The organism is Wolbachia endosymbiont (group B) of Xylocampa areola (assembly GCF_964028205.1).
GTDB lineage: Bacteria > Pseudomonadota > Alphaproteobacteria > Rickettsiales > Anaplasmataceae > Wolbachia.
In genome coordinates this window covers 561,678-574,533 of the sequence record NZ_OZ034771.1, presented here as the reverse complement: position 1 = coordinate 574,533, position 12,856 = coordinate 561,678, and the positions used below count along the sequence as shown (strand labels likewise).

The window sequence follows — 12,856 nt, the reverse complement described above, 5'->3', positions numbered from 1 at the left end:
ACTAGCTTCTTTATCCTGAGGATAAGGCTGTTTCTATAGATTAATAGAATTTATTCCTATACTGAAAACGTTTCCAGCGAGATTATGGAAGAACTGGAACGACATCATCTATCAGATGAAAGAGCTATAGTAGTAAGAAATTGGATAATATAAAGCATTTTTGTGCTCAGTTGTCAAAAAATAACTTTCTTTCACAAATTAGTTTATAAGTAAATTAGTATAAAGCATAATCATATTTACTTATCATCATTATTAATCAATAATTAATACCCATAAATTAACTATATCTAATCGCAAAGGGAGGTGGAGATGCGTTTTAAACTAGAAAAAGAAGATATTCCACAAAACGATTGTAATAATAGAATTGGTCGTAGGGTACCTGCACAAATAAGATTAAATAACAAAACAACATTTAGCCTGCCTAGTGTATCTTACATTATCATCGACAACAATATTGGCCTGAGTTTTCAAATTTGGGATTTGAAGCATGACGTGGCAAGTATACTAAACGACTTATCTGAATGGCCACAATTAAAGCTAGAAAGGGTAGGAAATGATTACAAATTCGCTTTAGTTACTACCTCTGATCAACCTTATTATTATTACTATGATGGCAAAAATACTATGATAGATACTATTGATCGTATACCTCATGGTTACACAGATGGTTTCTATGTTAACGCATATAATCGTGAAAGCTGTAGTATTTATTATGAACTGCTAGAAAACAGGAAGGTTTTAATAGATCCAAAAGACATAATTAGTAGCGAAAATGTCAGTCTTATTTTGGAAGATCTTAAAAGTTCACCTGATAAAAGACTCAAAATAAAAATAGGAGACTATTTGTTTAAAGAATCAAGAAATATATACAAATTATATAGGAGCGCTCAGGTATATAATTTAACTGGTGGAAAAGTTGGCATATTGAATGATATCCTTTCAGCATTTACTCGTATAAGCAATACATTCGAGTTATTCCCTTTTCATGAAATGGAGAGCTTGAAAGCACAAGATACCTATTTCGCAGTAAAAAAGTTAGGCAATAGTTATGTTGGTTGCATATCGTATGAAAATAGCACATGCAAAAATTTTTATAATTTTAACACTAATTCTTTTGGGTATGAGCACGACAATAGACCAGGTCCATATCCTTATTATTATAACTTAGAAAATTTTGATAACTTTTTGGAGGTTGATGTGAATATTCAAGAACATATAAATTTAGAAACAGAAATTGAACTTTTAAAACGCAGAATAGACAGATTAGAACGTACTGGTGTACAAGGTCCTAAAGGTGAGCCAGGTGAAAGGGGACAAAAAGGTGATAGAGGCTTCGATGGAGCGCCTGGTCCTCAAGGTAACAAGGGAGATACTGGATCGTCAGGTGCGCATGGATCAAAAGGCGATCAAGGCCCTAAAGGAGAAAAAGGGAATCAAGGCACTAATGGAGTAACTCCAAGTATTAGTCAAGTTGTTACCGAATTTTCTTCTAACAGAGCCCATCTATATCCTTTAGCAGCAGCTATAATGGAAGAAGATCAGAGTAATTCCATGGGATTTTCAGAAAGAATAGCACATCTTTTTGGTGAGCGTGTAAAGCGAGAAGATTCTTTAAAAGCGTTAGTTAAAGGCGTACAAGGTCCTCCAGGCCAAAAGGGCGAACCAGGTCGTAACGGTCAACGGGGGTTAAAGGGCGAACAAGGTCCCAAAGGTAATAAGGGTGACCGAGGTTTTCCTGGTCCAGAAGGTTCTAAAGGAAATACTGGCTCAAAAGGTGAGAAGGGAGATGCCTCAAGTGCTATAGAAATTGCAACTGAATTAGTTACCAGTAAAAAAGCTGAGCTAGGAGAAGCAGTTCTTAACGCAAATGGTATCAAAGGTGAAAATCTTGCAACTCAGATTGCCGGTAAAATTAATCTTAATTCGCAGGAACTTGTGAATAAAATTGATGTAGCAAAACTTACTGAAGGAGTAGTAAGTAAACTTTCTTTAGAGGAAGCAAAAAACATTATAAAAGATACTGTGAGTAAGATAACAAGCGATGCCACAAAGAAAAATAATCCCGATCCTATAGCCTTCCAAAAATATGAAAAATTTGCAGAAAAGCTTGCTAAACTACTTGTTGATAGAAGCAGTATGAGCGAGATAGAAGCTCACAATCTTATAAAAGGTAAGGTGAGCGATTGGGCACTTGCTAAGTATCTTCTGCTTCATAGTGATTTAAATAATCAGCCAAAGGCTCTAGAAATCGTGAAGCAAGAAATAGACAAGGAAAAATTAGTTGAGTATTTGCTTGAGTATGCCAAATTAAAAGGCGATGTGAATGCAGCAAAAACAATAGTTGAAAATATTGTTCATCAGTTCTTTGACACTCAAAAAGTAGGTGAATTAGGAAGAGCAGTACTAGAAGCAAAAGATGATCAAGATAAAAAAGTGCTGGTAAATGATCCAGTCTTACGTGAAGGAATAGCAGAAGAATTGAGACAAAATCCAGGAAAGATAAAAGGTCCCAAAGGAGATACTGGTTCTAAAGGTGATAAAGGAGATACCGGAACAGATGGATTGCCAGGTGCACAAGGTCCTAAGGGAGAGCCAGGCATAAAAGGTGAGCCAGGCATAAAAGGTGAGCCAGGTATAAATGGAACAAAGGGAGATATTGGTCCTAAAGGATTAGACGGAGCCATGGGAATAAAAGGTGATATGGGTGAGAAAGGAAAGATAGGTTCTAAAGGTGACAAAGGAGATACTGGGTCTAAAGGTGATAAAGGTAGAGATGCAAGTCCTGAAGAAGTTGCACAAAAATTAATTAATAATGGCACTATTGCTAATCAGGTGCTTGAATATCGTGACCAAGGCGGAGATTTAGTATTAGAGAAGCAAGTTGCAGGAAGAATTATTAGTAATCAAGATATTCAAACAGGAATAGCCATTGCATTAGCTGATAACAGAATGGAAGAGCTAGCAGATGTGTTACTAAGTGATTCTAATCATACATTAGTAGAAAACCTTGCAAATAATACCGAGCTAACACAAAGCATTGCAGAAGAACTAAGGAAAAATCCAGGAGAAGTCCAAGGTCCAAAGGGAGAAAAAGGAGATATAGGTCCTAAAGGATTAGACGGAGCCATGGGAATAAAAGGTGATATGGGTGAGAAAGGAGAGATAGGTTCCAAAGGTGACAAAGGAAAACCAGGCACGAATGGGTTGCAAGGTCCAGAAGGTCCTAAGGGAGAGCCAGGTATGAGGGGCTTCAATGGTACACAAGGTCTTACAGGTAACAAGGGTGAGCCGGGTATAGAAGGATTAAAAGGAGATATAGGACCTCAAGGTATAAAAGGTGAGCCAGGTATAAATGGAACAAAGGGAGATATTGGTCCTAAAGGATTAGACGGAGCCATGGGAATAAAAGGTGATATGGGTGAGAAAGGAGAGATAGGTTCTAAAGGTGACAAAGGAAAACCAGGCACGAATGGGTTGCAAGGTCCAGAAGGTCCTAAGGGAGAGCCAGGTATGAGGGGCTTCAATGGTACACAAGGTCTTACAGGCAACAAGGGTGAGCCCGGTATAGAAGGATTAAAAGGAGATATAGGACCTCAAGGTATAAAAGGTGAGCCAGGTATAAATGGAACAAAGGGAGATATAGGTCCTAAAGGATTAGACGGAGCCATGGGAATAAAAGGTGATATGGGTGAGAAAGGAGAACCAGGTGCAAATGGATTGCAAGGTCCAGAAGGTCCTAAGGGAGAGCCAGGTCTGAGGGGCTTCAATGGTACGCAAGGTCTTACAGGTAACAAGGGTGAGCCGGGTATAGAAGGATTAAAAGGAGATATAGGACCTCAAGGTATAAAAGGTGAGCCAGGTATAAATGGAACAAAGGGAGATATAGGTCCTAAAGGATTAGACGGAGCCATGGGAATAAAAGGTGATATGGGTGAGAAAGGAGAGATAGGTTCTAAAGGTGACAAAGGAGAACCAGGTGCGAATGGGTTGCAAGGACCTAAGGGAGAGATAGGTTTGCAAGGACCTAAAGGTCAAGTTGGTAGATCTGGTCTTAAGGGTATGCCAGGTCCACAAGGTCCAAAAGGAGATACCGGAGCTCCAGGTGCGAATGGATTGCCAGGTTCCAAGGGAGAAGATGGAATAGGTGCTACATTAGCTGATCAGTTTTTACGTGAGATAAGAAAAGCAAAAAATGAAACTCTGGATGCTAAAAAAGCAGCAGAGGCAGCTAAAAATGCTTCAGAAGGTTTTGCCAAACAAGCTAAAGATACGGAAGATAAGGTTAAAATACTACACAATCAAACAGTGAATCTTACAGGAGAAGCTGAAGATTCTGCTGATCAAGCACTTCAATCCGCAGAAAATGCGGAAGCATTGCATAGTAGCGTAAGAGATATGTTTTGTACAACAAATCCTGCAGATCAAGTTTGTAGTGCACGCAGAAGAAGGAGGGAAACTAAAAAATCATCAGTGACAAGCGGAGCAAGCAGACCAACTTCATTTATATCTCAAGTAATAAATTTCTTTTACCCTGCGGTAGGACAGGACAAATATAAAGTAAAAAATGAAATAGAGGAGCTTAATCGAGTGACAAAAATAATAGATGCAGTAGATATTGTAAAAAAATTTGAAGAAGTATTAGGAGAAACAGCTGTGAAATGCGGCATTTCAAAGAAAAGTCTAAATTTTAATCCAGTAGAACTGCAGTCAACCATTATCAATAAGTCATTACTTAATGATGAAAATCATAATGAGTTGTTGAAGTTCTTGTGTGTAGCTGCGAAAAAATCATTACCTGATTACAAACAAACTAGTAAATGTTTGGCTACTTTCAAAGATCATATGGAAAAAAGATTAAATGAGCAGCAAAGAGCTTTCGTTAATACTGAAAAAATAGTGGCAGATAATGAGCAGCCAAGGAGTTTTATGAGTTATGTCTCTCCTCCTAGTAGCCTAAGTGCCATTAATCAGCAAGTTGTTGGTTATTTAAGGTAATATCATGGAAAAACATATATTTAAAATAGAGGATAAAAATCCGCTCTATAAAAAATTGATTAAACTTCCTGCTGAATATTATATATTAAACAAAAATAGTAAGGTTATCAATTCACATATTGGTACAATTAAAGTAGAGAATATTAATGGTTTGAAGTTAAAGAAGCAGGGAGATAAAATATCTTTATATGAAGAAAACTTACCCCTGCAGGCAGAAAGATCTGATGAAAGTGGAAACTCTATTAAAGAGGATCTTATTGTAGAACAAGAAGCTATAATAAGTACAAATAGAAACAATATTATAGAAAAGCTTGAATCAAAACCTATCTTGATTTCGCTTTACAACATAAAAGATAGTCCTAACTTTGGCCTCAAATTGTCTGGTAGAGATATAACTGGAGTACTCAATTTTATCAATTTTAACGATGAAAATGACCCAGTACTACAAAAAATTCAAGAAGAAAAAGGTGGACTTTATTTTACAATAGAAGGTGATTATATCTATATATCAGATGAAGAAGGAAAATGTCTTCCAGTATGTGAAGATGGTAGTTGCTATAAGTATCAATACACAAAAAATGAGCATGATATATTAGAAATTAGTGAGATATCAACAATAATAAAAAACTTAACTAAAACTGAGCAATGCAGTGCACCAGCTAAGGCAGGGCAGAATTTTACTTTGCAAAAGGGAAAAGAATTATCGGATAATATCTATCAAGCAGATATCATGTTAAACGGTAAGCTTGTAGCTACTTTACCAAAAATAGGTTACTGCATGCTTGATGACCAATTGGTCATACATAATCACGTTACAGAAGAAGAGATAAAAATTCCTAGAAACTTTCATTATCTTAAAGTCGTTAAGTCTAGTAATAATGATGATTATAAATTAACATTTTGTAATTTCTTAGGTAATGAGTTTTTTGAACATAAAAAGTATGATTCTCAATACTCAAATGTTCCAGATGAATACCAGTATACAAGTTTAAACTATATGAAAAAGGGATATAAGCCAAATTTCTGCAAGTTACTTAACGATAAACCATCTTTTTTTATTGCAAAAGGAACTACTAATCAAGATTCTTCAGGCCACTGCCCAGCTGATGTATTTGAATTAGCAAAACGTGAGAAAATGGCTACATTAATTGATCAATTTGGCTTTTTCAATAAAGAGGGTAAGTTTCAATATTGTGATTACCATACAAAAGAAGATTACGATGTTTATGATTCTTATAAAATTAATAAAGAGTACAAAACAACAGATGAATTTCTCTTCAATGATGACATAGTTCTTTATACTATTCCAGAGCTATCTTAACCACGCACAAAGTATATTATAATTGTTTCAATAATTGTTTTTAAAATTGAATCGAGTAGACTTTCAAGCAGTGTAAAAATGTATTTTTTTAGTTTAGATTCGCTACCATTTTGCCGCTCGTTAGTAACGCAGTGGTTTTGTAATAGAACACAAGCTGCAAAAACTTAAGGAAAAAATGGGTCAGTGCTTGACACTGGCATCTAGTTCTTTCTATCAAAAATGCTGTAAAGTGTTCACCAATTTAGTTGGATACCAGTACTGGTATGATATTATGAAGACCTAGCAGTTTATGACGGTGTCATTCCAGCGCGTGGCGCTGGAATCTAGTTCTTATTACCTGAGTCTTCTGGGTCCCAGTACTCGTATGACAAGAAAAGGGAGTATTGGTTTCAGCATTAGCCATGCATCTGGATCCCAGTATCAAGTACTGGGATGATAAGAGAAAGAGGACACTGGGATGAAATTATGAAGGCCGGGATAAACACTATGAGGACTGGAATGACATTATGAAGGCCTAGCAGTTTATGACGGTGTCATTCCAGTGTGGAATCCAGCTTTTTTGTAACTTCATTGAAAATATCGTATAGCTATTTGTTCACAATTCATTCTTCTGGATCCCAGTACTCGGATGACAAGAAAAGAAACACTGGTTTCAATATTTGCATGCATCTGAACAGATACAGATGGCTAAAATGTTGAAAAAAGCATATGCGTCAAAAGTTTAAAGCTCGCTACCCTAGACTTCTTTGACTTGTTAAGAAAGGTCTTTTTTCCCCAGATTCTATTGTCACATGCTGAAATGACATCTCTTGCTTCTTCATGTAATTATGCAAAAAGTCCTTTGAATTTTTACAGCTTGAAAAATCTTTATAAAATTTACTTTCTTTAAATGCTTTAACTTTCTCTTCATTATTTAGTGAGCCATGTTTAGAAAAATATTCATCTGTCGCTTGAATATATAAATTAATCAGCTCAGGAAAAGTGTAATCAGTTTTGTTGGAAGATTTTAAGCACGTAATTGGCAATTTATGTATATCTTTCTCAGCTTTTTTAGGATCAATATATTCATCATTTTTTCTTAATATTGTATACTGCTTGAAAAATTCTTCATATTCCTCAAAATCTTCAAATACTTCTTTTTTTTGGTAATCTTTTCTTCTACCGCTTTGATCTATTTTTTCTATTTCTGTTGCAAGTTGCGCTGGCTGTTTTATCGTTTTATCTCCCTCTCGATTAAAGTACATTGTATAAGGAGTAATTGAATTTACGATTTTATATGTCTTCCAGTGGCAGCCAAAAATCTTTAGTACCAATTTGATTATCGGAGCAAGAAAAATTTTTAATTTTGCTATGAATCCAAAATAATAAAGAGAAGCTTGTTTAAGTGAACTTGCAGCATTGCTAACGATGCATCTTAAATGTATATCCTTATACTTAAAATTTTTATGAACCTCTGCAGCCACATGTCCACCTAGGCAGTCTCCAAACAATATGATATCATCTGGCTTTATACCTTTTTCCAATAAGTTAGTTACAACTGCTATACCAGATTTAACTCTATTGCTACGTATCAATGAACTGTTTTTACTTAAACCAAGTCCAGGATAATTAAAAAGATGTACATTGCTCTGTGGCCCAATTCCAATTTTGGGAATAATCTTTACCAGGGCTTAACGCTCTATTTCCACCAATAAAGTATATCAGATGTTTTTCACCTCGATTATTGTTTTGATTTTTACCAAGAAGCGTAATTGTCTCTATTTTTATCCCGTTTTGAGTTTTTATAAATTCTCTCTCAGTTTGCTCTCTTGTTTCTTTCATATTTTAACTCTCACTATAATTATACAAAAAAATCTTAAAAAATCAACAAAATCTCAATTTTATGAACAATATAAACTTTTTAAAATTCATTGAATTATGCTTTCAAACGGTAGTACCGGGGTGTGAGTATAATGATTATCAATATATAAAAGTCATAGCGGATAGGCTTGAAGCGGCAAGTTCAGGTGAAGTGAAAAGAATAATATTCAATATGCCTCCGCGTTCAATGAAGTCTATTTGTGTAAGTGTTGCATGGCCCGCATGGATACTCGGAAATCAGCCAACTGCAAGAATAATAGTTGCAAGTTATTCTCGGCTCCTCAGCGAAAAGCACTCACTCGATACCAGGTGCATAATGCAATCTGATTGGTATAGAGAGCTATTTCCGAAAGTAGAATTATGCAAAGATCAAAACACTAAATATAAATTTCAAACAGTGCAAAGAGGATGTAGGATTGCAACATCAGTTGGGGGAACATTAACCGGTGAAGGTGGAGATTTCATTATCGTGGATGATCCACTAAGTCCCGCACAAGCTTTGAGCGAAACATTTAGAAAGCGTGCTGCAAACTGGTTTGATCAGGCTTTAGTAACCAGGCTCAACGACAGAAAAAAAGGAGTTATCGTTCTTGTGATGCACAGACTCCATTTAGAAGATTTAACTGGTCACCTCCTCTGTAAACCAAGAAACATATGGCATCATGTCTGTTTACCAATAATAGCTGAAGATAAGGAGATTATTTATTCAGTTAATAATCATATTCCAGAGCATGAACAGGAAATATACTCAAGAAAAGAAGGTCAATTGTTGTATTCCCTAACTGAAGGAAAAGAAGAAATTGAGATGATAAAAGCTGAACTTGGGAGTTATGGTTTTGCTGCTCAATACCAACAAAACCCTCTACCACTTTCAAGTGCTATAATTAAACGAGAGTGGTTGAAGCGCTATAAAAATTTTCCTGATAGCCTCTTGCATGTAACACAAAGTTGGGATACTGCAATTTCAACAAACAATACAAGTGACTTTAGTGTCTGCACTACCTGGACAAAAGTAGATAATACATTCTATTTACTCGATGTATATCGCGCAAAACTTGAATATCCAAAACTTAAAGAGAAAGTTCTGTCGCTGGCTGCAAGGTGGAAGCCACACGCAATTTTAATCGAAGCAAAAGCAAGCGGTCAGCAATTGGTTCAGGAGCTCAGGAAAAACAGTGATTTACCTATTATTCAAATAGTACCACATGATGACAAATTAACTCGATTTCACCGAATTGTCCCAATTATAGAATCTGAGCGGGTTTTTCTCCCTAACCAAGCAGTATGGCTTAGCGACTTTGAGTATGAGATTTTAATGTTTCCAGAAATCCGTCACGACGATCAAGTAGACAGTACCGTGCAATATCTTCAGTGGGTGAGAAATAATATTGCTAGAGTGGTAGCTATACGTTCATTGTAGCTTGAAAAGGTTCCTCGGAATTGTGTATAATTTTTTTAACTGAGTTTTATCCATTTTCTGAATGATATTTTAGGGTTTATTGAAATAAATACTACGCAAAAATTCTATCTCTGGGTGCTTAGATGAATATCTTTATATTAGACGAAAATCCTGTAACTGCAGCACAAATGTTATGCGATAAGCACATAGTAAAAATGCCGCTAGAAACTGCTCAATTGCTTAGCAGTGTTTTTTCAATAGCATTAAAAGAGCCAAATCCTTTAGTCAGCATTACAAACCAGAATATAGAAGTTCCATATAAACTTACTCACAAAAACCATCCTTGTTCTTTATGGGCTAGACAATCAAAAGGAAACTTTGATTGGTTAATAAAACATGGAAAAGAATTGTGTATAGAATATAGCTTGCGATACAAAAGAACGCATAAATCCGAAGAAGTTATAGATTGGTGCGATAATAACAAGGATTTGCTAATATTTCGATCAGCTGATATACAAGCTTTTACACAAGCGTTACCTGATCGATATAAATGTAATAACCCAATAGAAGCATATAGAGAATATTACCTAAAAGAAAAGATGAGATTTGCTAAGTGGGAAAAAGGTAGAGAAGCACCAGATTGGTTGCTAGACAAAATGCTATAGGTTATAAAATTATCCAAACCGATCATAAAAAAGGTAGAATTGAAGTTGCAAAAGCAATGCTGGCTGATAATGTTGATGTTTATCAAGTTTATTGATCTTTCTATTTGTGAGATTAAAGAATTCAGTAAACTGTTATTCCCAGTATATGGTAGGCTACTTGCACTATAGAGTGTCATGTACACATCTGTACTAACAAGCAGAGGTAAATCTAAGTCAGTTTAGATATAACATTTACTTTAAAAAACTTTATTTTACGCTGATATTCTAGCGCTTTTCTGTGGTATTTTGTTGGGGTATAATTTGCAAAACTATCTTCCTTATAGGTTAAAAAATTACACTGCTTTATATGTAACTCTATCCACTCTGCATAATCCTGATGATCAGTTGCAATAAATATTTCACCTGTGACAAGTATTTTTTTTGCTAATAAATTTAAAAATTCCGTATTAATTAACCGTCTTTTGTTGTGACTTCTTTTTGGCCATGGATCTGGAAAGAGAATAAAGAATTTTTCAACACTGTTGTCAGGAAAATTGGCAATTAATTCTCTTGCATCTTCTGTCCATATTAAAATATTTTTTATGCTGTGTGCTTCTATGCTTTTTAGCAAGGAAGAGACCCCCTTTAAATAAGGCTCACATCCTATAAATAATAGATCAGATTCATTGAATGCCTGATGGAGCATATTTTCACCATTACCGAAACCTATTTCTACTCGTATTCTTTTTTGTAAGTCTACGATCTTTTTTATAGATTCCTTGCTGTTTTTAATAGAATACTTCTCCAAAACATTCAACTTCAACCTAGATCTTCTGGAAAATGACCTAATCCAATTATTATTCCTAGATAACATATCTTACATAACTTAATCTTTTATAGCTTAAACAATTCTCGAAATGAATTAATGAGAATTTACTTGTCACTAATTATTAATATTATATAATATATGAGTTCTAATGAAGTTAAAATTAAAAGGTATGGAAAGTACAGTTGCTATCAAGAGGCTATCATCAAATAGGTTCATAGAAGAGATATTTCAAGATCAATTTGATAATCAAGACAATGACTTTTGTGAAGATTCTTTTGCTAACAAAATTAAAGAAGGAGATGTGGTAGAAGGTATAATCACAAGAAGAAATTCTAATGATATTGTGGTTGATGTTGGTTTAAAGTCAGACGGAAGAATTCTGATTAAGGAGCTCAGTTGTAATGATGATATCACTGTTGGCTCGAAAATTAGAGTTTATGTTGAAAGAATTGAAGATTACCATGGTAATGTTGTTCTTAGTCGTGAGAAAGCAATCAGAGACGAAAAATGGAATAAATTGGAAGAAAGCGCAGTTACAAAAGATGAAGTAACAGGAATCATTAAACGCTCAATTAAATGCGGTTTTATTGTTGATCTTGGTGATGGAATAAGTGCGTTTTTACCGCTGAGTCATGTGGATTTGAAGCAAATAAAAGATGCTAATCACCTTATTGAAACTGAACAAAAATTCATCGTGCTTAAAATGGATAAGAAGCAGGGGAATATTGTAGTATCAAGAAAGCTGGTATTAGAGAAATTGCATGCTGGTGAAAAAATTAAGTTTTTAGAATCTTTAAATGAAGGTGATGTCGTAGAAGGCAAAATAAAAAGCATCACTCACTACGGTGCATTTGTTGGCATTCATGAATCAGATACAGTGGGAGTTATAGATGGGCTGCTACATATTACAGATATCTCTTGGAGTAATGTAAGTCATCCATCTGCAATTTTTTCTTATGGTCAGCATATAAAAACTAAAATTATAAAAATAGATAGAGAAAATGGAAAAATCTCCCTGGGTGTAAAACAATTAGGAGACAATCCTTGGCAAGATCTAGAGTCAAAATGTCCAATTAACAGCGTACACAAAGGATGTGTAACGGGTATAAAAGATTGTGGATTCATTGTTGAGATTAAACCTGGGATTGCGGGTTTGGTACACTCATCAGAAATAACTTGGAGCAAGAGTAATTTACCAATTAGTAGTTTTGTAACAATAGGACAAGAAGTGGATGTAAAAATTCTCGGTATTGACATTATTAAAAATAAGATGAGTTTAAGCACAAAAAGGTGCGTAGAGAATCCTTGGCAAGTATTTATTGATAAATATCCTCTTGGTTCTATTGTTTCTGGTAAAGTTAAAAGCAACAATGGTTCACAAATATCTGTGACTTTTGATAATTCTGAGATATCTGAGGACGTAGAAGGAACAATTTATATGCAAAATCTAAGTTGGTCGAAAAACAATTCAGATGAGATAAAAAAGTATAATGTAGGTGATGAAATAGAAGCAAAAGTGATAAGGGCTAACGTAGATCGGACAAGAATTTATCTTGGAGTAAAACAAATAGAGTATGATCCTCTTGAAGAACTGATAGAGAAAGTTAAAGTAGGGGATAAAATTCAGGTTACTGTAAGTAAGAGAGAGGAAAATGGTCTAATCGTTGAAATTGAGAACAATGTAACCCTTTTAGTAGATCAAGAGCATTTACCAGAAAATAAAAAGTTTTCTATATCAGAAAAAATACAAGTTGAAGTAGTAGGTGTTGAAAAATATAATATAATATTATCTGCCAAATAACTTCTTG

General features: G+C 34.8%; 8 protein-coding genes. 5 read left to right on the top strand and 3 right to left on the bottom strand.

Annotation, left to right across the window (positions count from 1 at the left end):
- The first annotated feature begins 309 nt into the window (after positions 1–309).
- Together ABWU35_RS02770 and ABWU35_RS02765 are read left to right on the top strand one after the other, a co-directional pair.
- Positions 310–4,995, top strand: a complete 4,686-nt coding sequence (locus tag ABWU35_RS02770; protein WP_353276071.1) for a collagen-like protein — start codon at positions 310–312, stop codon at positions 4,993–4,995.
- 4 nt (positions 4,996–4,999) lie between these two features.
- On the top strand, positions 5,000–6,316 hold the full coding sequence (locus ABWU35_RS02765) for a hypothetical protein (protein WP_264685514.1): 1,317 nt from the start codon (positions 5,000–5,002) through the stop codon (positions 6,314–6,316).
- A gap of 731 nt (positions 6,317–7,047) precedes the next feature.
- Here the strand turns inward: ABWU35_RS02765 and ABWU35_RS02760 are convergent.
- Positions 7,048–7,890, bottom strand: coding sequence for an alpha/beta hydrolase (locus tag ABWU35_RS02760; protein ID WP_264684859.1), 843 nt, complete (start codon positions 7,888–7,890; stop codon positions 7,048–7,050).
- A gap of 34 nt (positions 7,891–7,924) precedes the next feature.
- Entirely contained in the window at positions 7,925–8,137 is a 213-nt protein-coding gene (locus ABWU35_RS02755; RefSeq protein WP_007302423.1) for a hypothetical protein, read from the bottom strand.
- A 61-nt stretch (positions 8,138–8,198) separates the two neighbouring features.
- Here ABWU35_RS02755 and terL point away from each other — a divergent pair, with 61 nt between their 5' ends.
- Positions 8,199–9,596, top strand: coding sequence for a phage terminase large subunit (gene terL, locus ABWU35_RS02750; RefSeq protein WP_012481978.1), 1,398 nt, complete (start codon positions 8,199–8,201; stop codon positions 9,594–9,596).
- Positions 9,597–9,718: 122 nt separating this feature from the next.
- On the top strand, positions 9,719–10,240 hold the full coding sequence (locus ABWU35_RS02745) for a pyrimidine dimer DNA glycosylase/endonuclease V (RefSeq protein WP_007302421.1): 522 nt from the start codon (positions 9,719–9,721) through the stop codon (positions 10,238–10,240).
- A 208-nt stretch (positions 10,241–10,448) separates the two neighbouring features.
- On the opposite strand, the gene trmB is transcribed toward ABWU35_RS02745, so the two are convergent.
- Complete coding sequence (gene trmB, locus ABWU35_RS02740; RefSeq protein ID WP_007302420.1) at positions 10,449–11,093, bottom strand: tRNA (guanosine(46)-N7)-methyltransferase TrmB; 645 nt, start codon at positions 11,091–11,093, stop codon at positions 10,449–10,451.
- Positions 11,094–11,196: 103 nt separating this feature from the next.
- Between trmB and ABWU35_RS02735 the strand changes: the two genes are divergently transcribed.
- Positions 11,197–12,849 (top strand): 30S ribosomal protein S1, encoded by a 1,653-nt coding sequence (locus ABWU35_RS02735; RefSeq protein ID WP_007302419.1) that lies wholly within the window; start codon positions 11,197–11,199, stop codon positions 12,847–12,849.
- The last annotated feature ends 7 nt before the right edge of the window (positions 12,850–12,856 follow it).

Bases quoted from the DNA above. Each gene is read 5' to 3' on its own strand.
- terL (WP_012481978.1), top strand. From the start codon at position 8,199: ATGAACAATATAAACTTTTTAAAATTCATTGAATTATGCTTTCAAACG.
- trmB (WP_007302420.1), bottom strand. From the start codon at position 11,093: ATGTTATCTAGGAATAATAATTGGATTAGGTCATTTTCCAGAAGATCT.
- ABWU35_RS02770 (WP_353276071.1), top strand. From the start codon at position 310: ATGCGTTTTAAACTAGAAAAAGAAGATATTCCACAAAACGATTGTAAT.
- ABWU35_RS02735 (WP_007302419.1), top strand. From the start codon at position 11,197: ATGAAGTTAAAATTAAAAGGTATGGAAAGTACAGTTGCTATCAAGAGG.
- ABWU35_RS02765 (WP_264685514.1), top strand. From the start codon at position 5,000: ATGGAAAAACATATATTTAAAATAGAGGATAAAAATCCGCTCTATAAA.
- ABWU35_RS02755 (WP_007302423.1), bottom strand. From the start codon at position 8,137: ATGAAAGAAACAAGAGAGCAAACTGAGAGAGAATTTATAAAAACTCAA.
- ABWU35_RS02745 (WP_007302421.1), top strand. From the start codon at position 9,719: ATGAATATCTTTATATTAGACGAAAATCCTGTAACTGCAGCACAAATG.